At 33.3% G+C, this 23,816-nt stretch carries 22 protein-coding genes; 9 read left to right on the top strand and 13 right to left on the bottom strand.

All coding sequences use genetic code 11. The features are described 5' to 3' along the window. Window positions 1-75 precede the first annotated feature (75 nt). The 3 genes from I130_RS06275 to I130_RS06265 are packed head-to-tail and all read left to right on the top strand — an operon-like array spanning window position 76 to window position 2,518. Entirely contained in the window at window positions 76-861 is a 786-nt protein-coding gene (locus tag I130_RS06275) for a glycosyltransferase family 2 protein (RefSeq protein WP_034920579.1), read from the top strand. 3 nt (window positions 862-864) lie between these two features. Continuing rightward, window positions 865-1,614, top strand: coding sequence for a lipopolysaccharide kinase InaA family protein (locus I130_RS06270; RefSeq protein ID WP_034920577.1), 750 nt, complete (start codon window positions 865-867; stop codon window positions 1,612-1,614). Window positions 1,615-1,672: 58 nt separating this feature from the next. Further along, window positions 1,673-2,518, top strand: coding sequence for a glycosyltransferase (locus tag I130_RS06265; RefSeq protein ID WP_034920576.1), 846 nt, complete (start codon window positions 1,673-1,675; stop codon window positions 2,516-2,518). Window positions 2,519-2,582: 64 nt separating this feature from the next. Here I130_RS06265 and I130_RS06260 read toward each other — a convergent pair whose 3' ends face one another. From I130_RS06260 to I130_RS06250, 3 genes are read right to left on the bottom strand one after another with little or no spacing between them, the layout of a single operon-like run. Beyond that, window positions 2,583-3,617, bottom strand: coding sequence for a CDP-glycerol glycerophosphotransferase (locus I130_RS06260; RefSeq protein WP_034920575.1), 1,035 nt, complete (start codon window positions 3,615-3,617; stop codon window positions 2,583-2,585). Further along, a complete protein-coding gene (locus I130_RS06255; RefSeq protein WP_034920574.1) occupies window positions 3,617-4,675 on the bottom strand; it encodes a glycosyltransferase family 9 protein in 1,059 nt (352 codons plus the stop codon). The genes I130_RS06260 and I130_RS06255 overlap by 1 nt, the downstream gene beginning before the upstream one ends. Window positions 4,676-4,706: 31 nt before the next feature. Then, the gene (locus I130_RS06250; protein WP_034920572.1) at window positions 4,707-5,522 is read right to left on the bottom strand and encodes a 2,3,4,5-tetrahydropyridine-2,6-dicarboxylate N-succinyltransferase; all 816 of its coding nucleotides are present in this window, start codon (window positions 5,520-5,522) and stop codon (window positions 4,707-4,709) included. Between the two features lie 87 nt (window positions 5,523-5,609). Here I130_RS06250 and ruvX point away from each other — a divergent pair, with 87 nt between their 5' ends. The 4 genes from ruvX to mazG all read left to right on the top strand — a co-directional run bounded on the left by ruvX (window position 5,610) and on the right by mazG (window position 8,201). Then, complete coding sequence (gene ruvX / locus I130_RS06245; RefSeq protein WP_034920571.1) at window positions 5,610-6,017, top strand: Holliday junction resolvase RuvX; 408 nt, start codon at window positions 5,610-5,612, stop codon at window positions 6,015-6,017. 36 nt (window positions 6,018-6,053) lie between these two features. Then, window positions 6,054-6,644, top strand: coding sequence for a peptide deformylase (gene def / locus I130_RS06240; protein WP_034920570.1), 591 nt, complete (start codon window positions 6,054-6,056; stop codon window positions 6,642-6,644). 58 nt (window positions 6,645-6,702) lie between these two features. Next, complete coding sequence (locus tag I130_RS06235) at window positions 6,703-7,158, top strand: DUF5606 domain-containing protein (protein WP_034920569.1); 456 nt, start codon at window positions 6,703-6,705, stop codon at window positions 7,156-7,158. Window positions 7,159-7,427: 269 nt separating this feature from the next. Continuing rightward, window positions 7,428-8,201 carry a nucleoside triphosphate pyrophosphohydrolase gene (mazG, locus tag I130_RS06230; RefSeq protein WP_034920568.1) on the top strand — a complete coding sequence of 258 codons (774 nt, stop codon included), beginning with the start codon at window positions 7,428-7,430 and terminating at the stop codon, window positions 8,199-8,201. Between the two features lie 76 nt (window positions 8,202-8,277). On the opposite strand, the gene I130_RS06225 is transcribed toward mazG, so the two are convergent. The 7 genes from I130_RS06225 to I130_RS06195 form a co-directional block, all read right to left on the bottom strand. Further along, a complete protein-coding gene (locus I130_RS06225) occupies window positions 8,278-10,404 on the bottom strand; it encodes a DUF349 domain-containing protein (RefSeq protein ID WP_034920566.1) in 2,127 nt (708 codons plus the stop codon). Between the two features lie 107 nt (window positions 10,405-10,511). Next, complete coding sequence (locus tag I130_RS06220) at window positions 10,512-11,252, bottom strand: shikimate dehydrogenase family protein (RefSeq protein ID WP_034920565.1); 741 nt, start codon at window positions 11,250-11,252, stop codon at window positions 10,512-10,514. Further along, a complete protein-coding gene (locus I130_RS06215; protein WP_034920564.1) occupies window positions 11,249-12,262 on the bottom strand; it encodes a DUF368 domain-containing protein in 1,014 nt (337 codons plus the stop codon). Before I130_RS06215 ends, I130_RS06220 begins: the two co-directional genes overlap by 4 nt. Beyond that, window positions 12,240-13,187: a DUF368 domain-containing protein gene (locus I130_RS06210; protein WP_034920652.1), complete on the bottom strand. Its 948-nt coding sequence runs from the start codon at window positions 13,185-13,187 to the stop codon at window positions 12,240-12,242. Before I130_RS06210 ends, I130_RS06215 begins: the two co-directional genes overlap by 23 nt. A 160-nt stretch (window positions 13,188-13,347) precedes the next feature. Next, the gene (locus I130_RS06205) at window positions 13,348-14,745 is read right to left on the bottom strand and encodes a tetratricopeptide repeat protein (protein WP_034920563.1); all 1,398 of its coding nucleotides are present in this window, start codon (window positions 14,743-14,745) and stop codon (window positions 13,348-13,350) included. A gap of 99 nt (window positions 14,746-14,844) precedes the next feature. Beyond that, a complete protein-coding gene (locus tag I130_RS06200) occupies window positions 14,845-16,032 on the bottom strand; it encodes an aspartate aminotransferase family protein (RefSeq protein WP_034920651.1) in 1,188 nt (395 codons plus the stop codon). A 5-nt stretch (window positions 16,033-16,037) separates the two neighbouring features. Beyond that, on the bottom strand, window positions 16,038-17,840 hold the full coding sequence (locus tag I130_RS06195) for an OstA-like protein (RefSeq protein ID WP_034920562.1): 1,803 nt from the start codon (window positions 17,838-17,840) through the stop codon (window positions 16,038-16,040). Window positions 17,841-18,131: 291 nt separating this feature from the next. On the opposite strand from I130_RS06195, the gene I130_RS06190 reads away from it, so the two are divergent. Together I130_RS06190 and I130_RS06185 are read left to right on the top strand one after the other, a co-directional pair. Next, window positions 18,132-18,902 carry a ferritin-like domain-containing protein gene (locus I130_RS06190; protein ID WP_083932873.1) on the top strand — a complete coding sequence of 257 codons (771 nt, stop codon included), beginning with the start codon at window positions 18,132-18,134 and terminating at the stop codon, window positions 18,900-18,902. A 26-nt stretch (window positions 18,903-18,928) separates the two neighbouring features. Beyond that, window positions 18,929-19,750 (top strand): ferritin-like domain-containing protein, encoded by an 822-nt coding sequence (locus I130_RS06185; protein ID WP_034920561.1) that lies wholly within the window; start codon window positions 18,929-18,931, stop codon window positions 19,748-19,750. A gap of 82 nt (window positions 19,751-19,832) precedes the next feature. Here the strand turns inward: I130_RS06185 and I130_RS06180 are convergent, their stop codons facing one another. The 3 genes from I130_RS06180 to I130_RS06170 are packed head-to-tail and all read right to left on the bottom strand — an operon-like array spanning window position 19,833 to window position 23,812. After that, window positions 19,833-21,104, bottom strand: coding sequence for an adenylosuccinate synthase (locus tag I130_RS06180; RefSeq protein ID WP_034920560.1), 1,272 nt, complete (start codon window positions 21,102-21,104; stop codon window positions 19,833-19,835). 6 nt (window positions 21,105-21,110) lie between these two features. Next, the gene (locus I130_RS06175) at window positions 21,111-21,569 is read right to left on the bottom strand and encodes a Fur family transcriptional regulator (RefSeq protein WP_034920559.1); all 459 of its coding nucleotides are present in this window, start codon (window positions 21,567-21,569) and stop codon (window positions 21,111-21,113) included. Window positions 21,570-21,598: 29 nt separating this feature from the next. Further along, complete coding sequence (locus tag I130_RS06170; RefSeq protein ID WP_034920558.1) at window positions 21,599-23,812, bottom strand: RelA/SpoT family protein; 2,214 nt, start codon at window positions 23,810-23,812, stop codon at window positions 21,599-21,601. Window positions 23,813-23,816 lie beyond the last annotated feature (4 nt).

The following is a 23,816-nucleotide window of genomic DNA, read 5'->3' as shown; positions in this document are numbered from 1 at the left end:
TCCGATTGAAAATTCAAAAAAAATCTTCGGCTTATTATAAAAAGCTGAAATTGGAAGATAGAAATTAACAGATTCATGAAAACAGCTTTACTTATCTCTACATATAACTGGCCAGATGCTTTGGATCTTATTCTTAGAAGTGTATTGAAACAATCTCAATCTCCAGATGAAATTTTAATTGCAGATGATGGCTCTAAAGATAATACCAGGAATTTAATTGAATCTTATAAAGAAAAATTTGTTATTCCAATTATACATATATGGCAAAAAGATGAGGGTTTTAGACGTTCACAAATTTTAAATAAGACCATTTCTAAGAGTAGTTCAGATTATATAATTCAAATAGATGGAGATTGCATTTTACATAAGGATTTTATTAAAGATCATATAAACAGAGCAGAAGAAGGGGTCTTTTTATACGGTTCCCGGGTTAATATTAGACAGAATTCCCTTTCTACTATCTTTGAAAAAAAGATTCATCATTTCCCAATTTTATCAGGGCACATTAAGAAACGAACACGAAATTTGCGAATTCCCGTTTTTAGAGATCTGTATAAACCCAGCCCTCTTTTTTCAACTAAAGTAAGAGGATGCAATATCTCTTACTGGCGAAAGGATTTTTTAGAGGTGAATGGTTATAATGAGGATATTGAAGGTTGGGGAAGAGAAGATTCGGAGTTAATTTTAAGAATATTAAATAATAAAATTCATGGTAAAAGATTGCGATATGGTGGAATACTCTATCATATTTATCATCCGCAATCTTCTATGCAAAATTTTGAGGAAAATGATAAGATTCAGCAGAAGACTATTCAAGAGAAACTTGTGTGGTGTGAAAATGGCGTATCCAAATACCTTTAACTAATGAAGATCCATATTTCTGAAAAATATATAGCTCATCAAGAAAAAATTTCTGGACTAATTAAATCTTTTGAAAATGCTGGTGAAGCTATAACCCCTGGTGTGCGAAATCAAATCAAGATATTCCAACTTGCAGGTCAACAAATAAATATAAAATCTTTTAAGGTACCCAATTTTATAAATCAGGTGGCATATAAGGTTTTCAGAAGATCTAAGGCTGAACGCTCTTTTATTTATGCTGAACATTTAATTGCTATTCAAATAGGAACACCACAACCTATTGCCTATGCCTTAACTAACACTTCCTTGTTTTTTAAAGATAGTTATTACATAAGTGAACATTTGCCTTATGATCTTACTTTTCGTGAATTGGTCAAAGAACCTGAATTTCCTAATCATGAAAAAATTTTAAGAGCATTCACTCGTTTCACCTTTAAACTACATGAAAACCAAATAGAATTTTTGGATCATTCCCCTGGGAATACGCTTATTCAGCTTAAAGATCAAGCTTATGAATTCTTCCTTGTAGATTTAAACAGGATGAATTTTAAAGAAATGAATTTTGAGGAGCGCATGAAAAACTTTTCCCGTTTGACCCCAAAAAGGGAAATGGTTGAAATTATGGCAGACGAATATTCTAAATTAATCAATAAGAATAATAGCGATGTCTTCGAGAAAATGTGGTTTTATACCAACAAATTTCAAGAAAGTCATCTCAGAAAAAAAAGAATAAAGAAAAAATTCAAACTTTAGCTTGATGCTAAATTTTTGATTTATTCAAATAATATAAATCTGTATATATTTAAAATTTATGTTTCAACATTATATTCTTACTCGCTTTAATTTAAGAGCAGAAAATTGGACTACAACAAAGAATAATGAAAAAGTGCTTACAGAAGAGTGGTTGGAAGAGCGCTTTGACCTTTTTGAAAATTATTGCTTTAGTTCAGTAAAGAATCAAACTAACCAAAATTTTAAATGGTTGGTGTTTTTTGATGTTAATACTCCAGAATTTTATAAGCAAAAGGTTGAAGAATATAGGAAGTCCTACAAGAATTTTCATCCGTTCTTTATTGATGGGATGACTAACTTTTTACCTGAGATCGTTAAGAATATAAAGGATCTGGATAACGAGGAATATATTATTACCTCTCGTCTAGATAATGACGATTGTATTCATGAAAATTACACCGAGGTTATCCAAAGTTATTTTAAAAAACAAGATCATCATGCCTTAGATATTATTGACGGGTACACTTTAGAAACTGGAAAAAATACTCGGATGGGTGTTCTAATGAAGCTGAATAATCCCTTTATGAGTCTTATAGAAAAGAAAGGAGACTTTAAAACTGTATGGTTTAGAGAGCGTCATGGATCTTGGAAGTACGAAAAAAATATGACCAAGATTAAACATCGGAGACTTTGGCTCAGTGTTATACATTCCAAAAATAAGGTAAATAGGTTCTCTGGTTATGGAAATGTAAGTCCTAAAAAGCTTTATGAGTTTCACATTTCAAAAAGTCGAACTGCAGAGATTATAGATAATTTAGTCAACTTTAATTCCTGGAGATTTCTCAGCTTTAAAAATAGATTAAAGTACACCTCTAAGCGCCACTACAAGGATTTTAAAACATTTATTGGGGTCTATAAAAAATAACTTTCAACTTGTTTTAAATTTCGATATCTCAACTAGAAGAAAACATTTTGGATATTAAACTTAATTAAAAATCAAAATAATTCAATTGCTTTCTTACTTTGAATTTTCTAATCAAATTAAGTGGTTTATTTTTAAAACAGGATTTATCACTTTTTAAAAACTCGATACAACTATTTATTACTCGTTCGCTGGATTTTCCATCGGAATAAGGATGAGTGATTTCAACATAATTTTGAATAGCTTCCATTACATACTTTGGCCTGCTGAGTGCTTTATTAATGGCTTTTTCGATTGCTGATACTTCAGTAATATTAATGAAATGATCCCCAGGTTTATTGTTATTAAATGTCACCACGGGTTTATTTTGCAGAATAAACTCTGTGATTGCAGAAGTAGTATCTGCAAACATAATATCTGCTTTTTTAAAGAGAGGGATTATATCTGTAGTATCGTAATAAGTTAGATTTTCATTCTGCAACTTTTTAAATAAATCTATTCTTTCTATAGCCAATTTAGGATGTAAAATAATTTTAAATTCCCATTTTCCGAGTCTTGAAAGCCTTTCTATTTCATCTAAAACTAAATTATTGTATGCAAGGCTTAATTTATGGGAAAAAGTAGAGGAAATTAATATGACAGGTCTCGTAGTACTATTTTGAATAATGGGGAATAAGGGATCCACTTTAGACCAACCCGTTTCTATTACTTCAAAATGTTTATATTTCTTTTGTAGTTCCTTGAATGGGATAGTAGTTGAAGGCCCCTGAGTGCAATAAAGATCAAAAAAGCCTCGAATTCTAAAATGGCCTTTTTTGTTACTTCGCTTATTAGCTAGAAATCCATGAAATATTTGAACTTTTATTCCAGGTATAAAATAGGCCACATCATTGGTTATAGTAAGTACAAAATCTGGATTATAAGAAATTACGTCTTCTATAGTCTCTAAGAGTTCACCTTGTTCAGGAAAAGAGGTTTTTGGAGGATCAAGTTCAGAAAACCATTTTACTTTAAACCCTTGTCTTAAAATTTCTTTTTGCAGGGGAGCGCCTATAGGCAGTGCGTAAGTATGACTTATATAAATTAAAAACCGATAATTCATTAACTAAATGGGTTTATAAATTTTAGCAACTTCGCTTTAAAATACGAAGGCTGAAACAGATTATATAATTCCTGCGATTTCTGTTTAATCTCTTTTGAAGAGTACTTTATGAACAGATCTGGATGATAATCATTTAGGTGAACAGAAACGTTGGAAGTGCCGTTTTCATACATACTCCAATTCTCTTTAGGAACTCCTGGTGAGAATATTGCAAAAGTCGGAATATCTAAGGCCTTTGCCATATTTATAGCGCCCCCTTCATTTCCAATTAGTGCATCGCAATGAGAAGTCAATGCCAAAAATTCTCTTAGATCATGTCCAAACACCTTTAGAAAAATTGACTCTTGAGTATGATTATTGCAAAGTTCATATATTTTTAATGCATCTTCCTTTTGTTTTGGAATATAATTAAAAAGTAATTGAGCATCTGTTTTCGCCGCAATTAGATCTAAAATTTCAGCTAAATAAATAAACGGAAAAGTTTTAGACTCTTTGCTTCCTAAAACCGAAATCATAAAAAGTGGTTTACTACTAACAATTCCTTCAGCCTCTAAATGCTTCTTAGCCCTGATTTTTTCATTTACAGTAAGATATATTTTGGGTTTAATCTCCTTAGGGATATTTTTAATAATAGGTTTTAATAAACGTAGTCGTTTTTCTATCGCTGGTCCCGCATTGGTTTGCGATAAGATCTCTCTACTATAATGATGGGTATGAAAGGGCTTTGTATACCATTTGTTAAAGGAAACGCGGATTCCAGCCTTGGAATATTTTGAGGTAATTGCAGACCCTAACTTAGCATAAACATCTATAACCGCGTCATACTCTTCTTTTTTTATCTGATTAAGAAAGGCCGAAAACTGAATAGCTTTTTTAATTTTGAAATCACAATGAAGAATCTTATCTATATTAGGATTATGTTCCAGAACTGGATTAGTATGGGGATAAACCAGATAATGTAATTTCGCCTTGGGATATTCATTTCTAAGTGCCTCAAAGAGTATGGAAGATGTCAAGACATCTCCTATCATTTTCTGTTGAATCACTAATATCTTCATTGGGAAATTTTTTTAAGAAAAACCTCTAATTTTAAACAGCAACATTATACTCTCTCAAAGCGTCATTTAAAGAGGTCTTTTTATTGGTGCTTTCCTTTCGTTGACCAATTATTAAGGCACAAGGCACCTGATATTCTCCAGCAGGGAATTTCTTAGTATAGCTTCCTGGAATCACTACAGATCTTGCAGGAATATAGCCTTTGTACTGTTTTGGTTCTGGCCCTGTAACATCTATGATCTTAGTAGAACCTGTGAGCACGACATTTGCACCCAATACTGCTTCCTTTTCAACTCTTATTCCTTCTACAACTATACATCGGGAACCTATAAAAGCATTATCTTCAATAATAACAGGGGCTGCTTGTAAAGGTTCTAAAACTCCTCCAATTCCAACACCACCACTTAAATGAACATTCTTACCAATTTGCGCACAGCTACCTACAGTTGCCCACGTATCTACCATAGTTCCTTCATCTACATATGCACCTATATTTACATAACTTGGCATTAAGATCACTCCACTAGAAATATAGGCACCGTGTCTTGCAACAGCATTTGGTACTACACGAATTCCTTTTTCTTTATATCCTCTTTTAAGCGGCATTTTATCGTGATATTCAAAGATACCTGCTTCTAAAGTTTCCATTTTTTGAATAGGGAAGTAAAGTACCACCGCTTTTTTAACCCATTCATTTACCTGCCAGCCATTTTCTGTAGGCTCTGCAACTCTTAATTCCCCTTCATCCAAAAGATTGATAACTTTTCTAATGGCATTAATGGTAGATTCTTCTTTTAATAGTTCCCTGTTTTCCCAGGCTTCAGATATTTGAGTTTCTAATAATTGCATTGTATATAATTTTTAGCAAATATAACTGCTTCACTTCAATTTTTGGATGCATAGGGATATAAACCTTACCTTTGCTTAAAATTTACTATGGCAAGAATTTTGGCCTTGGATTATGGTACCAAACGTACTGGGATTGCAGTTTCAGATGAGATGAAAATTATAGCTTCAGGTCTTACTACTGTTGATACTAGAGACTTAATGAAGTTTTTGGAATCATATTTTGTTTCTGAAAATGTAGAATTAGTAGTAGTTGGGGAACCTAAGCAAATGGATAATTCTGCTTCGCAAAGTGAAGTCGCAATTTCAGAATTTATTAAAAAATTCACGCTGAAGTTTCCAGTTATGCAATTAAAAAGAGTTGACGAACGCTTCACTTCTAAAATGGCAGTTAAAACCATGATAGATAGTGGATTGAAAAAGAAAAAACGCCAAAACAAAGCCTTGGTAGATGAGATAAGCGCGACTATTATTTTACAGTCTTATTTATATTCATAAAATTTAGAACAACAAACTTTCAATATTTATTTTAAAATGATTTTACCCATTATAGCCTACGGAGATCCTGTGTTAAGGAAAAAGGGAATTGAGATCTCGGAAGATTATCCAAAATTAAAAGAATTTATTGCTAACATGTGGGAAACCATGTATGAGGCTTCAGGAGTGGGCTTAGCTGCTCCACAAGTTGGAAGAGCTATCCGTTTGTTTATAATTGATGCATCTCCTTTTGCAGATGATGAAAATGTTAGTGAAGAGGAAAATGCACAGCTTGAAAAAATGAAAATGGTTTTCATAAATCCGAAGATCATTGCTGAAGAAGGGGAAGAGTGGGCATTTAATGAGGGATGTTTAAGTATCCCAGATGTTAGGGAGGATGTTTTTAGACAGCCTACTATCACAATAGAATATTTAGATGAGAATTTTGAATCTCATACAAAGACTTTCGAGGGAATAGGAGCACGGGTGATTCAGCATGAATATGATCATATTGAAGGAATCTTGTTTACGGATAAACTATCCAGTCTAAAGAAACGTTTAATTAAAGGGAAATTGAGTAATATTTCCAAAGGAAAAGTTCATGCCGATTATAGAATGCGTTTTCCTCTTATGAAAAAAGGACGTTAATCCTTTTGATATTAAAAGCAGAGATGTGATATTTGTCAGCCAAAATTTATAACACAATATGGGTTTAGAAAAAATTTTATCGATTTCCGGAAAACCGGGATTATATGAGTTATCAGCACAAACTAGAGGAGGTTTTATAGCTAAATCTATTATAGATCAGAAAAAGATAGCAGTGAATGTGCGTCATAACGTAAGCTTATTGAGTGAAATCGCTATTTACACCTATACTGAAGAAGTTCCTTTAGGTACTATTTTTCAAAAAATGTTTGAAAAAGAAGATGGTAAAGAAGCAATTAGCGCTAAAGCTTCAAAGAAAGAATTAGAAGCTTATTTTTCTGAGGTTTTACCAGATTATGATGCAGAGCGAGTATATCAAAGTGATATTAAAAAAGTGATCCAGTGGTATAATTTATTGATCAGTAATGGATTTACGGAATTTTCTGTGGAAGAAAAAGCTCCTTCAGAAGAAAAAACTGAATCTAAAGAAAAAGCAACTTCAGACGAGGAAGAATAGATTCCAGATTTCAATATATTATTAAGCAGCTTTAAGTAATTAAAGCTGCTTTTTTATGTTATTTATATGTAAATAAAGTGGCAAGTTCTGATAAAGGACGTCATTCTGAACTTGTTTTAGAATCTCCTAATAGTAAAATCAGTATAATAAATTGAGACCTTGAAATAAATTCAGGGTGACGAAAAAACTATATGACTAAAACTGATATGCGGTAAATATTTTTTTCAGAAATAAATCCACAATCGTATTTTTACAAAAAGCATAAGATCATGAATACTAGACAAGACCAGCTCGAAGCAATAGACAGATTGCTAACCATTATGGACGAATTACGGGAGAAATGTCCTTGGGATAAAAAACAAACTATGGAGTCTCTTCGTCATCTTACCATAGAGGAAGTCTACGAGCTGGGTGATGCCATATTGGACAAAGATTCTGAAGAAATTAAAAAAGAGCTTGGGGATATTCTTTTACATATTGTGTTTTATGCTAAGATTGGAAGCGAATCGAATGATTTTGATATCGCAGATGTCACCAATAGTATTTGTGAAAAGCTTATTGAACGCCATCCACATATTTATGGAGATGTTAAAGTTGCGAATGAAGAAGAGGTTAAACAGAATTGGGAAAAACTTAAACTTAAAGAAGGTAAAAAGAGTGTTTTAGAAGGAGTTCCTGTTTCCTTGCCTTCTTTGGTAAAAGCTAGTAGAATTCAGGAAAAGGTAGCTGGAGTGGGATTCGATTGGGAAGAGCCTCAACAGGTCTTTGAGAAATTGAAAGAAGAATTAGAAGAATTGCAGCACGAGGTAGATGTAGCCGATAAAGATAAAATGGAAGCTGAGTTTGGGGATGTCTTGTTCTCTATGATCAACTATGCCAGATTCCTCAATATTAATCCAGAAACGGCCTTGGAACGCACCAATAAGAAATTTATTAAGCGGTTTCAATATCTGGAAAGTAAGGCCGATGAAAGAAAAACTCCCTTACGTGATATGAGTCTGAAAGAAATGGATGTTTTTTGGGAAGAGGCAAAATCTCTTTAAAAGGCATTTCTATAAAAAAAACAAAAAGGCGAAGTTTTAAAACTTCGCCTTTTTTAGATTCAAAAATAATTTTCTGTTAGTATAAAGACTTCACTTTTTGTAACTTCTCTTTCCAGATAATTAACTGCTCTTTTTGATCTGCAATATTTTTATGCACAGATTGTACTAAAGGATTGTCATCATCTACATTAGAAAAGAAAAGTAAGTTATTTTCTAATTGACGGATTTCTGACTTCGTTTCTTCTACTTTTTTACTCAAGAAATAATGCTCATTTCTCAATTTTTTTTCGTCATCGGCATCATTAATAGCCTGAATTTTATTTTCATACTTCATCATCTCAGCTTTGGTATGATCTACATCTAGCTTAGAGAATAATTGATCGAGCACTTTATTGAATTTACCTTCTATAAATCTTTTATTATAAGGAACTTTTCCAATATTCTTCCATTGTTCTATAGCCGCCTTTATCTTAGGAAGATCCGTTTTCTTATTACCTTCTAATTCAAGACCTTTTAAAGAATCTAATAACTCTTTTTTCTGATCGAAGGCTTTTGTTTCATCTTCATTTTCTTCATTACTTGCTTTATGAAGCCTGTCGAAAAAATGATTACATGCAGCTTTAAACTGTTTCCAGACTTTATCGCTATCTTTTCGAGGTACGTGTCCAACTTTTTTCCAGTCGGTTTGTATCTTCTTCATTAAAGGCATAGTCGCCTTAAGATCTTCATTATCTTTATTATCTTCTGCAACCTGAATTAACTCCTTTTTCTTATTGAGATTTTCATATTGCTCCTTTTTTAAGGATTTATAATAAGCATTTTTATTACGATTAAATTGTCTTACAACTTGCTTGAAAGCACCCCAAGTGGCTTCATTTTTTTCTCTTGGAACCTTTCCTGCATCAAAAAAGGATTGTCTTAATACTTCAATTTCCTTTATCTTTTGTTGCCATTGATTATGAGAACTAAATTCGGTTTCTCCAATGGTCTTCAATTTTTCTATAATCTCTTGTTTAACTTCAAGATTCTTCTCGAATCCCTTTTCCAGATCATCATAATAAGATTGTCTTAGATCATGAATTTTACGCGTAGCCTCACTAAAACGCTCCCAAATATCGTCTCTAAATTCCTTTGCAACTGGCCCTAGTTCTTCCTTCCACATTTTGTGCAGCATTTGTAACTCTCTAAAAGCACGATTGGTATCGGTTTCAATAGTTAGTTCCTCTGCACGATCTATGATCTTTAACTTCTGTTCTAGATTATGTTTAAAATCCATATCTCTAAAATCCCTGTTGAGATGAAGGAAATCATAGAAATTTTCAACATGATGATGGTAAGTGTTCCAAACAGTATTGTATTTATCTCTTGGAATAGCACCTGCAGTACGCCACTTATCTTGTAATTCCTTGAAATGTTTATAGGTAGTATTAATATTTTCTTCAACACCCAAAAGGCCTTTTAGCTCTTCTATTATTTCTAACCTAAGATTTAAATTCTTATTAAGATCCTGTTTTAACTGCTGATAATATTTATTTCTCTTTTCTTTATAATCAAAATATATAGAATTGAATTCCTTTTTGATTGGTGTAGAATAATGGAAATCTATAATATTCCCTCCCTCTGCAAGAAATTCTTCTTTTTTCTCTTCTAGTTCTTCATCGAACTTCGCGTTGAATTCAGATTTAATTTCCTCAACATGTTCTTTAATCGCTTGAATTTTCTGAGATTTTATAAGCTCTTCTAGCTCGGCAACTAAAGCTTCCTTTGTCATTGCATGAAAATCTTTCTTTTCAATGCCGTGCCGTTCTGTTGTTGTTTCATCTTCGCTATCCTCAGCTACAGAATCTTCAAATTCAGACTGAACACTTTTCTTTTCTGTAGAAACTGGAGTCTCATCTTCATCCTCGTCCAAATCGTGATTCCTACTAAGTTCGTCTTCTTTTTCTTTTGTTTCAAGCGACTTGCCAGGAGTTTCACTTTCATCTACCATTGCGTGCTCCAATTCGTATTTCTTCTTTTCTGAAACTTTATCTTCGGAATTGTCAGAATCTGAAACTGAATTTTCTTTGGATTCATCCCCATTGTCCTCCTTGTTTTTTTCTGAAGTAGTTTGTTCGTTTTCAGAAGCAATTATTTCAGAAGTATTTTTATCTTCTTTTGGGAGGTCGTCATTCTTCATTTTTTCATTTTCTTGCTGAGACATATCTTTCAATGTTAAGGTTCGTCAAAATATTAATTTCTGAAAGATAACAACTCCTTAAAAACCTAACAAGGTTTTATTTCATTTTATGGCTTGAGAGGATAAACGTGTTAAAATTTCTGATTCCAGATTTCCCAGGATTTTTCTGCCTGATACTCCAACATCGCTAGGCCGTTTGTAGCTTTCGCGTGCTGATTTAACGCAAGTTTCATCAGTTTTGTATGTGAAGGATTATATATTAAGTCGAAAATTAAATGTTTTGAGGTAAGTAATTTGACGGGGATAGGTGCGAAATGATCGGTATTCGGGAATGTTCCCAATGGGGTACAATTAATAATCAATGTATATTCCTCCATTATTGCTGGAGTTAATTCTGAATACATATAATTTTGGGAAGATTTGGATCTGGAAACATTGGTAACTACAATGCCTAAATTTTTAAGTGCATAGGAAACTGCCTTTGATGCACCACCAGTTCCTAAGATCAAGGCTTTTGTATGATGGGGCTTTAAATAGGGCTTAAGAGCTTCAGAAAAACCATAAAAATCTGTATTGTAACCTACTAATTTTCCATCGGGACTAATCTTAATAGTATTAACAGCACCAATTTCTGTAGCAGTATTTTCTACTTCATCTAAAAAAGGAATAATAGCCTCTTTATATGGAATAGTAACATTAATACCTGTAATATTCGGATTGTCTTTAAGTAAGCTAGGGAATTCGGATATATCGGATAGATCAAAATTTCTGTAAGTAGCATCTATTTTTTCCGCAGAGAATTTCTCATTAAAATATGTTCTGGAAAATGAATAATCTATATTTTTTCCAATGAGTCCAAAAATTTTCTTCATGCTTTATCTCTATTTTCAAACCAGCCTAAGCCCAAGACAATTATAATACCAATAAAAATAAAAAAGATTGCAATCCAAGTTTCGGAATTAGTAAAAACGGGGAAATATCTATCATAATTATCCAACACCTTATTTCCATGAAGATCTAGTCTAAATTCGCCTTGAGCATTTAACTTATACATCTTTTCTTTCCACGGCCAAACAACTCCCAGAGAACCAGTTATAAAACCAATGATAACAGAATAGGTTTCTTTTTTATAACGTTTAAGGACGAAGCCTAATAAATGGGAAAGTGACACAAGTCCTGCTAAAGAACCTAATGAAAAGACTAAAAGAACTTGCAATAAGCGTATTCTTTCTGAATTATCTACAAAGGAGAAATCCATAAGTAATACATCTTTGATTGTATCGTACAGGGCATTTACAGAATCCACAAGAAGTAAAACATAATTACCCAGTAAGATTAATATAAAGGAGCCGGATAGACCAGGTAATGTCATTCCAGAAACCCCAATTATTCCGCAAATAAAAACAAACCAAAGATTATCATTTTCTCGGGCAGGTTCTAAAAAACTGATTGCGATACCTGCAACAATACCCATCATCATAAAGCTAATACTGCGCCTGGACCAGTTTTTAAATTCTTTGCTGATGTAGTAAATGGAACCTATAATCATTCCAAAAAATGAAGCCCAAACATAGAGTTCGAAATGGACAATTAGATAGTCTAATAACTGGGAAACACTAAAATAACTTATCACCATCCCTAATATTAGCAAACTTAGAAATTTGCCATTCACGTAATAATATAGGCTTTTAAACCTGCCATTTATTAGCAGTTTAAAAGCTTTAAAATTGATCTTTTGAAGGGAATATATAAATTCTTCGTAAAAGCCAGCAACAAACGCCACGACCCCGCCTGAAACACCGGGAACCTTATTTGCTGCTCCCATTGCTAAACCTTTAAGTACTAAAAATACTTTGTCACTAAAGGTCCTGGTTTGTTGCATTTTGAGCGATTGGTTTTTGGGTTGCTACGCGCTCTAAGATAAGAATTAAAGTAAATCCTGCAAGAATTAATGCAATAGCAGCAAGTACGTGAGATTCTCCTTGAAAATTAGTAGGCCAAACGGACATATCCCTTATAACTATTGTCTTTTCTCCTACTTGTTCAGATTCCAGAACTTCTTTCCAAGGCCATATTTTATTTAAGGAGCCGGCTATAAATCCAGTTAGAACGGCTAAAGTGATACTGCTATAGTGATCAAATAACCATTTAAGTATTCTGGAGAACGAAAGAAGTCCAACGATGGCTCCTAAAGCAACTATTCCCAAAGTTTTGAACTCGAAATCATGTGCAGCCTCGGTAACAGTTTTGTAAGAACCTAAAAGCACTAATATAAAAGCACCGGAAATTCCTGGTAATATCATAGCGCAAACAGCAATAGCGCCTGCTAAAAATAAAAACCAAAGATTTGTGCTTGCACTTAAAGGGGGAAGCATAACTATATAAATCGCGATTGCCGCACCTATTAACAATGCTAGAACAATTTTAAAATTCCATTTTGGAATCTGCTTTCCTACAAACCAAATGCTTGCTAAGATCAAACCGAAGAAAAAGGACCAAATCATTATTGGATGTGCTTCCAAAAGATAATTTGTCAAACGCATTACAGTAAAAATACTAATTAGAATTCCGGAGAGAAGAGCAACAAGAAAAGCACCATTGGCTGCTTTCCACATTGCAGCAAAACCTTTCTCTTTCCAAATTTTAATAAGGCCTAGATTAATACCACTTATGGTAGCAATTAGTTCTTGATATATACCTGTGATAAACGCAATAGTTCCTCCAGAAACACCTGGGACAACATCTGCAGCACCCATTGCCATTCCTTTAAGAGTAATTGTAAGGTAATCTTTTAAGCTTCTCTGCATTTTTTTTATCATTATGAACTTCGGGATAAGACCACAAAGTTTTCCCGATAATTCGGGAGGAAAATACTTTTAAATTATGACAAATCCCGATAAAGATCGGACTCAAAAATTAATCCCTCAAGGAAGGATTAAGAATTCTTTTTCAAAAGTAAATAAAATATTAGGACGTTTTTAGGTAAGAATTAATAATTTCTTTCACGCTTTTTCTACTGAAGATCTGTGGGAAAAGTTCTTCTATGATAATGTAGTATTCAGAATCTAATTTAAGTCCATTATTTAAGTGAAAATAACCTTTATCACCTTCATTTAGATTAAAATATAAACCTGCTAAACGATATTCTATTTCAGCTGAATCTGGATAAAATTCTACAGCTTGCATTAAGTTTTGTATAGCAGTTTCGTATTCCCCAAGATTGGTTAGAATATCACAACGTCTTATCCAAGTTTCTAGCTCATAATTCCCGAGTTCAATAGTCTTTTGATATCCTCGTTCGGCTTCTTCAAAGAAATTAAGCCTACTATTTATCTTTGCAAAGCGCTTCCAATAAAGAACATTTTCTTCATCTATATTAATTGCCTTATTAATATAATAAAGTGCTTTTTGATAATTCTTTTTCTTGAAATAAAAATCTGTAATTGCTATCCAGCCTTTATCTAATAAAGGATCTTCATGAACTGTCTTAGAATAATTCTCCAGAGCATATTCATCTAAACCTAATTTCTCAAAACACTTTCCAATTCTTAAATAAGCGAAAGAAGTTGGATCATCTAGGTCTAAAGTGATTTTATAGTTTTCTATTGCTTCATTATATCTACCTAATTTCTCTAAAACTTTTCCTTTTTCAAGATATGCTCCAATAAAATAATCATCACTAATAATGGCAAAATCAAACGCCATTAAAGCTTTATCTAATTGTTTCAGGTCAAAATATTGCTTTCCAACTTGGTGCCACGCAACTTCGCAATATGGATTCTTATTAAGAAATGTATTTAGAAAATCTATAGATTCATTTTTTTGCTCAAGAAAATCGAAACAATACATAATATTATATAGAGCAGAATAATCTTCCTCATCTGCTTCTAGACATTGCATAAAACTCTGCTTTGCATTTTCAAAATCTTCTAAGAATAAGTATTCCATTCCTAGTAAAGAATAAACATCTGCAGTATCTAAAGTGATTTCCAAAGCTAGTTCCAACATTTGGATCGCCTTTATATGATCGTCTCTTTTAGAAAAAATATTTGCTTTCTGAATGAAGATTTCTTCATTGGAAGACTCCAAAGTATGAAGCTCATTTAATAGACCATCTGCTAAATCTAGTTTATCCTCAAATACTAGGATTTCAACTTTAAAAAGTTTCAGATTTGTAGAAGTGGGGTGTTGAGCCAGTCCTAATTTCACAGCTTTTTTAGCCAATGCAATTTTTCCATTCTCCAGGTAGTGGTGAATGATATCCTCAAATTCTTCTGAATCAAAAAACAAAACATCGTTTGTTTTCAACATAGACTCAAAACGGGTTAGTGAGAAATTGTTTTCTTCGTTATGGCTTAATTGCATACACTGGGGATTACGTGATTTCTACAGTATTAAAGTTATAAAGTATAACAACTAAACTGTAAGGGTATCTATATTGTTTTTAACAAAGTAATTAACAAGTTAGAATTGACTTTCAATTTCATTTAAAATGTCAATAATAATGCCACATCCTTCTTTAATTTCCTGAGTGGTAATAGTTAAGGGAGGAGTTATTCTAATGGCTGTTTTTTCAAACAAAAGCCAGAACAAAATTAGACCTTTCTCTTGTGCTTTCAAAATTATTGTGGTTGCCATTTCCTCTGAAATAGTAATTGCAGCTAGCATAAGTCCCATTCCACGAATTTCCGTAATGAGTGGGTGCACCAAGAGTTTTCTAATTAGTTTTTCTTTTTGAAGCGCTTCTGCCATAAGGTCAGATTCTGTGATTTCTTGAAGCGTTGCTAAAGCTGCTGCAGCAATTACGGGATTACCTCCAAAAGTGGTAATATGTCCTAATTTTGGATTATCCATTAAAGTATCCATCACTTTTTCTGAAGCGGTAAAAGCACCAATAGGTAAACCACCACCCATACCTTTTCCCATTACCAATATATCTGGTACCATATTGAAATGCTCGAATCCGAATAATTTGCCTGTTCTACCAAATCCTGGCTGGATTTCATCTAATATCAATAAAGCACCTACTTTTTCACAGTGTGATTTTAATTTTTGTAAGTAATTATCAGTTGGGACTATAAATCCCGCACCTCCTTGAATTGTTTCTAATATTACTGCGGCAGTATTTTCTGTAATGCTTTTAAAATCCTCTTCAGTATTAAAATTTATAAAACTAATGTCTCCAATTAGAGGTCTAAATGGCGCTACCCGCTCTTCAAAACTCATTAAACTAAGAGAGCCCATCGTATTTCCATGATAGGCCATTCTAGCTGCGATTATTTCAGATCTTTCTGTAGATCTTCTAGCTAGTTTTAACGCTCCTTCTATTGCCTCGGTTCCAGAATTAGTGAGATAAGTCTTACTTAAAGACTTTGGTAATTTACTCGCTAGAAGCTTGGTTAAAGCAACAGCAGGGGATAAGGCATATTCGCCATATACCATAACGTGTAAATATTTTTCTGCCTGTTCTTTAATTGCATTTACCACACGAGGGTGGCAATGTCCTAAACTACATGCCGAAACTCCAGCAACAAAGTCTAAATATTTTTTTCCTTGAATAGAGTATATGTATGATCCTTTAGCATGAGAAATTTCCATAGCTAATGGATGCGGAGTAGTTTGCGCTTGATATTTTAAAAAATCTTCTTTCAACAATCTTAATTTTTATTAGTTTCCGTTTCAGATTTCTTCTTTTTCTCTAATATCTTTTTTTTATCTATTAAAAGAGAATCAACTTTTTTTATAGGCACTCCTAAGCTATCCACCTTGGTATCTTTAAGATCATCTGGTGTTAATCTTGAATTTTCATTCAATAGTGTAGGTTCTCCATTGCTCTCATCAAAAAAGTCTTCTTGCTCCTCTGGTAAAGGAATCCCTTTGATCTTTGTTAACTTAGGCGGGTCTTCTCCCTTAAAAAGATCAGATTTTTGCAATAATTGCTCTTCTCCGCGCCAGTTAAAACCAGGAAGTTCTCGCGCATTTGGCGGAAAGTCCTCTGGTGGGGTTAGAGTTCCATCTACTTGTTTATAATAATAGATGTCCCGAATTGTCTTGTTTTCAAAAAGGATCTTTATAGAACTAGATAGTGTTTTATTTATTCCTAATAATTCTTTCTCCTCATTTCTACTATAGTAAATAGTTTCAGTATTTTTTATAATATCTACTTGATATAACTCATTATTTACAAATAAACCTGTGAGCTCTTTTCCTTTTACTTGATTATATCCCTCTATACTATCCTTCTGAATAAGAAATGCATCATAAAAAACTTTTAGAGAATCAAGTTGTTCTGTGACGGGATTATTTAGAATATGAATGGTATCTCCAGTCATCTGATTATTATCTGACCAAATTACTGGTGTTCGTTTCTTAGTAACAGATGTTAAAGGTCCACTTCCAATATTCAAAAGTTTGGTAATTCCTTTTTTCTGGTTAACATATATAGAGTCGCTTTTACCGCTTAAATCACTCTTAAATAATTTTACGTTATAAAAACCTCTAACAATTCTATTTTCAGGTTTTCCTGTGATCATTAAGGTGTCGCTGTGAATAAATATAGAATCGTTATCTTGAATTGTTGCAGCTAATGCACGTTTGGTTATAAAGACAGAATCTTTCTCACGATAAACTTCAGCATAATGACCAGTTATTAAACTATGATTTAAAGTATCTGTTACTTTAATATTATTTGTACCTGAGGCAAAACTTTTTGCCCGATTAAAATATAAGCTATCCCCTTCTAGAATTCTGTTTTCATAATCTATTCTAGAATTTTTAACAAAATACCCAACGTCACCCCTAGTATCATAAAACCCACGCTCACAATACACCGTACTTGTCTCACTTTCTATAGTAGTGGGTCCATATAAATAAGCGTAGCCACTGTCTGAATAGAAATCTAATTGCTGTGAATTTATAGTGTATTTTGGGTTGGTCACTTTTACATCGCTCAGGAAAGAATATTTATCCTGATCCATATAGTATCTACCAATTCTACTAGTAAGTACACTTGCAGTATCTCGAACGGTTCCGCCACTTCTATAGTAGGCTTGTTGTTTAACGCGGTCAAAAAATAAAGTATCTGTTTCTATTGAAGATTGGGGCCTACTCATTTTTACATCACCGCTCGCAAATGCAAATTGAGTAGTTCCGTTATATTCTGCATACTTACTTTGCATAGTAACCGTATCTCCTTGTTGCATTCTCACATTGCCATAAGCCTTAAAAAAATTTGCCTCATCGTAGTGAATTGCCTGGTCACACCAAATTTCTATGCCTTCGTGAATAAAATGTACCTGATTGGTCACTTTGCTTAATATAATAGCTCCAGGATATTTTTTCTCATCTTTTAAAGTCCGATCACTCGTATAATCAATTTTTTTGGACGTTTGCGCATAGAAGTTGCCAATGCAGCAAAGGAATAGCAATAAGCTAACTATATAATGGGTAGATTTTTTCAAACTGAATAATTTGAATCAAAAGTAAGGAAAAGCCATATAATGAAAGAGCTGCTTAAATAAAAATAATTAAAACTGAAGCTAAATGAATGATTCTTTAAAAACCGTTCATCAATAAATCGATTTCTAAATGAACCGTTGAAAGTGTTAGGAATTAGCTAATTCTCATAAACTTTTCTAAATTTTATAATAATTTAAGATTCCAGAATTTCCTTTAAGAAAAAATTAACCATTTGTTTAAAACCTAAAATCGTTTTCTCACGTAAGTTTGGATATAATCTAGAAAACTTAATTATGAAAAAACCAGTGATTAAAGTGGAAGTTTCTACAGAAACCCACTCAAAAACAAGCAATTCGCGTAGACAATTTTTAAAAATGGGAGGATTGGCAGTCGCAGGAAGTAGTTTACTACTTTACGGATGTAGTGATGACGACGATATGGACCCGATTACTCCACCAGTAGATGGTGTATTTGATTTAGGTGCTGGAAATCTGGGAATCTTAAACTATGCTTATGCTTTAGAACAATTAGAAGCAGATTTTTATACTAGAGTAATAGATGGAGCTTATTATAAAGGTTTACCTGATGGTGATGAAAAAACTCTTCTTGAAGATGTATGGTATCACGAAGTAATACACCGTGAATTTTTTAAAACAGCAATTACTGCTGTCGCCCCAGATGATATTACTCCAGATCTAGCATTTGATTATGGAAATGTAAATTTCGATGATAGAGATTCTGTTTTGGCAACCGCTCTTCTTTTAGAAGATACTGGTGTATCAGCTTATAATGGTGCAGGTAAATTAATTGATGTTACTGCTCCAAACGGTGATGTTTATTTAGGACTTGCAGGAAAAATTGTTTCTGTGGAAGCTAGACATGCTTCAGCATTTGCAGATTTAATTAACCCAGGTACTACTGCTTTTGCTAGAGATGGTATTTTAGTAGACTTAGGTGGAACTGGATTGTCTTATGACAAAGCTACACCTCCAAGTGATGTTCTTGCAGCAGCTGGCGGGTTTATTACAACTGAATTCACAGCAAATCAATTGCCAACTGAGTAATTAATTATCAATTTAAAACGAAAAAAATGAATTTATTAAAAATATTAGATAACCTTTCTAACGAAGAACTTTTAAAAACAAAAAGTTCTAGAAGAGGCTCAATAAGTCAATTTACAAATGCAGGTAAGAATTTTGCTTTAGCATCTATTCCTTTTGCATTAGCTGCAACTAGTGGTAAAGCAAAAGCGGCGACTGCATCAATGTCTGCTGCGGCATTCCAAGCAACTCCGCAAGAGGTATTAAACTTCGCTTTAACTCTTGAATATTTGGAGCGTAACTTTTATCAAATTGCAATGGATACGACTGGACTAATTCCAGAAGCGGATCGTGCAGTTTTTGGACAAATCTTGAAACATGAAAAATCCCACGTAGACTTTTTCGCAGCTGCCTTAGGAGATGCTGCAATAGAGGAACCAACTTTTGATTTTACAGGAAAAGGATTGGGATTAGATACTTTTGAGAACTACGAAACTTTCATGGCTTTATCTCAAGGTTTTGAAGATACTGGAGTAAGAGCATTTAAAGGTCAGGCTGGAGCATTAGCAAATGATAATGATTTATTGACTTTTGCTTTGCAAGTTCATTCAGTAGAGGCAAGACATGCTTCACAAGTACGTAGAATGAGAGGTCAAAAAGGTTGGGTTACTGGCGGAACTGCTGCAAGTAACGGTATACCATCTGTATTTGATGGAATATACGCTGGAGAAGCTAACACTGTTCAAGGTGGTGTGGAGCTTTCTGGATTATTTGGTAATTTTGGAGGGCCAGAGGCCGTTCAGGAAGCTTTTGATGAACCTTTGACTATGGCTGAAGTAAATGCAATTGCTTCGAATTTCATCGTTTCTTAATTCTAGATTGATTTGATTTATATTAAAAATGCCTTTCAGAAATGAAAGGCATTTTTTTATTCAATATATTTTATAAAAAAAATTATCTGTTTATCGTTTGTTTTCTATCTGGACCTACAGAAATTACAGAAATGGGAGTCTTTAATTCATCCTCTAAAAATTTCACGTATTCCATAAATTCTTTAGGTAGTTCAGAGGCTTCAGTCATTTTAGTAAGATCCTCTTCCCAACCTTTAAACTCTGTATATATAGGAGTAACATTCTCTGGTTCTATGTTATATGGTAAATGCTTAATTTCTTCTCCCTTATACATATAAGATGTACATATTTTTAGGGTTTTAAAACCACTTAGTACATCACCTTTCATCATTATTAATTGGGTGATTCCATTTATTTGCACTGCATATCTTAGCGCAACAAGGTCTAACCAACCACATCTTCTAGCACGACCTGTAGTAGCGCCAAATTCATTTCCAACTCTTCCCATTCTCTCTCCATCTTCATCGAAAAGTTCAGTAGGGAAAGGACCGCTTCCAACTCTTGTAGTGTATGCTTTAAAAATTCCAAAAGCATCTCCAATTTTATTCGGTGCAACTCCTAATCCCGTACAAGCTCCTGCTGCAGTGGTATTAGAAGAAGTCACAAAAGGATATGTTCCAAAATCTATATCTAATAAAGATCCCTGAGCACCTTCAGCTAAAATAGATTTTCCATCTTCTTGCGCTGTTTGTAAGTATTGCTCACTATCTATAAACTTCAATGTTTTCAGTAGTTTTACGGCTTTAAAGAATTCAGTCTCTAATTCCGCTAAATCATATTGTACATCTACATTATAAAAGCTAATCATAGCTTCATGCTTGTCTGCCAATAATCTATATTTTTCTTTCCAATTATCCAATTCAAGATCACCAACACGAATTCCATTTCTTCCAGTCTTGTCCATATAAGTTGGTCCAATTCCTTTAAGTGTAGAACCAATTTTGGCTTTTCCTTTGGAAGCTTCAGAAGCTGCATCCAACAACCTATGAGTAGGAAGTATTAAGTGGGCTTTTCTTGAGATATATAGATTTTTTCTATAATCTGTTTTGAAAGCATCTAAATTTTCCAATTCTTTTTTGAAAATAACCGGATCTATAACAACCCCATTTCCAACAAGATTTATGGTGTCTTTATGAAAAATCCCGGAAGGAATCGTGTGAAGAACATGCTTTTGACCATCAAATTCCAAAGTATGACCCGCATTTGGACCTCCTTGAAATCTAGCAATTATATCATATTTCTTGGTAAAAACATCTACAATTTTACCTTTTCCTTCATCTCCCCATTGTAATCCGAGTAGTAAGTCTACTGCCATAAATATCTAATTTGTTGGTTGTTTTTTTGTACCGTAAAAGTATAAAGAATGTTTAGAAACTTCAATATTAAAAACTTCTTCTATCGTTTGTTTTATACTTTGAATTCTAGGATCGCAAAATTCTATTACTTCTCCTGTATCAGTTAAAATTATGTGATCGTGTTGCCTATCAAAATAAGATTTTTCGTACTGAGATTGATTTTGGCCGAATTGATGTCTTCTAACTAAACCGCAATCTAAAAGTAATTCTATGGTATTATATAAAGTAGCGCGACTCACCCTATATTTCTTATTTTTCATATTAATATATAGCGACTCAATATCAAAATGCTCTTCATTATTATAGATCTCCTGTAAAATAGCAAAACGTTCTGGGGTTTTACGATGCCCTTTATCCTCCAAAAATTTGGTAAATACATTTTTAACTACAGCCTGATCATTCTTATTTCCGCTTTTCTTGCTCATAATATTGCTTCGTTTGCAAAGGTATTGGTTTATTCTCTTGACACCTTATCTATCCCACTAATTTTTTTAAGATGTTCTATTAGTGTGTCTAAGATGGAATTGTTTTTTACAATTACCGTTATTTTACCTGTAAACACACCATCTGCACTGTCAAAATTAATGCTGCGCATATTTACGTTCATACTTTTTGAAATTTCTTTAGTGATCTCGCTAACTAATCCTAAATTGTCTATTCCACGTAAACTGATAACCGCCTTAAAATCCTGTTGAGACGAGTCTATCCATTTTGCCTGGATAATTCTATAGGCATAGTTGCTTTGAAACTGAATAGCATTAGGACAGTCTTTTTTATGAACTTTTATCCCCTCGCTAACAGTAATAAAACCAAACACCCGATCTCCAGGAATAGGATTACAACAATTAGCTAACTTATAATCAAGAACCTCTTCTTCCTTCCCAAATACTATCTGATCGTATTTATGAGTGATCTCTTCTTTATTAAGATCTTCTGCAACAGGTGCTTTTCTAATCTTATTTTTAAAGTAGCTCACAAAAGCATTACTTCTAGAGGAAGTAAATTCCTTTAAATTCTTGTTGTCAATCTTACCAATTCCTACTCTATAAAAAAGATCAAGGCTGGTTTTTAATTTAAAGTAAATAACCAACTCATTGATCATACTCTCGTTAAAACTGAGTTTTTGCGCTTTTAACTTTCTTGCCAGCACAGCTTTTCCTTCTTCTGCAAGTTCTTTTTTCTCTTCTCTTAAAGAAGATTTTATCTTAGCTCTAGCTCTTGCAGTGCTTGCATAGTCTAACCAGTTAACATTAGGTTTAGCATTGTCTGAAGTAATAATTTCTATTTGATCGCCACTTTTTAATTCATGACTTAAAGGTACCAATTTGTTATTCACCTTAGCACCTCGAGTATGAAGCCCTATGGCCGTATGTATGCTAAATGCAAAATCTAATGGAGTTGCTCCCTTTGGCAAAGATTTTAAATCTCCTTGTGGAGTGAATACAAAGATCTCTTTGGCGTATAAATTCAGTTTGAATTGTTCTACAAAATCTACAGCATTGGCTTCAGAATTTTCTAAAGCTTCTTGAAGTCTATTTAACCATTCTTCCATGGTCTTTTCTTCCTGCTCTGCACCTTGTTTATACTTATAATGAGCTGCATAACCTTTTTCAGCTATTTCATTCATTCGCTCACTTCTAATTTGTACTTCTACCCATCTTCCTTTAGGGCCCATTACGGTAATGTGTAAAGCTTCGTAACCAGTAGATTTAGGTGAAGAGATCCAATCTCTTAATCGAATTGGATTCGGTCTAAAATGATCTGTAACTATGGAATATATTTTCCAGGCTAAAAATTTTTCATTTGCTAAATCACCTTTATAAATAATACGAACAGCAAACTTATCGAAGACCTCATCAAAAGTGATATTCTGGGTCTTAATTTTTCTCCAAATAGAATAAATAGATTTTGGTCTTCCCTTAATTGTGTAGTCTAATTGCTCTTGATCTAATGAGTCTTTTATAACCTTTGTAAATGCATCAATATAAGCATCTTGCTCTTGTTTACTTTCCCTTATCTTCTGAAGAATATCATTATAAACCTCAGGTTCGGTATATTTTAAACTGAGGTCTTCAAGTTCAGTTTTAATGCTATATAATCCAATTCTGTGTGCAAGTGGCGCGTAGATATAGAGTGTTTCTGAAGCTATTTTAACCTGTTTATCTGGTTTCATAGAATCCATAGTTTGCATATTATGCAACCTATCTGCAATTTTAATAATGATTACCCTAACATCATCGTTAAGCGTAAGCAACATTTTTCTAAAATTTTCAGCTTGTAGAGAAACGTTTTTATCTTGTTGCTGCTGTAAGTGCGAGATCTTGGTTAGACCGTCTACAATTAAAGCGACAGTTTCCCCAAACATGGCCTCAATTTCCTCGATAGTGTAGGTGGTATCTTCCACAACATCATGTAAGAGAGCAGCAGCAATAGATGTGGCATCTAATCCAATTTCTGAAGCCACTATTTTAGCAACCGCAATAGGATGAAATATGTAAGCCTCACCAGATTTTCTTCGCTGATCTTTATGTGCTTCTACTGAAGTATCAAATGCCAATCTAATTAAATTTTTATCTTCCTTAGTTAGGGATCTGTAACTTATGCGTAGCAATTCCTTATACTGGCGCGCAATTTCTTTGTTTTCTTTTATTATTGCAGCTTCTGTCATAACT

It is taken from the genome of Gillisia sp. CAL575 (assembly GCF_000403785.1).
Taxonomy (GTDB): Bacteria; Bacteroidota; Bacteroidia; order Flavobacteriales; family Flavobacteriaceae; genus Gillisia.
The sequence above is the reverse complement of the archived record's forward strand: the minus strand, read 5'-3'. Positions and strand labels throughout refer to the sequence as shown.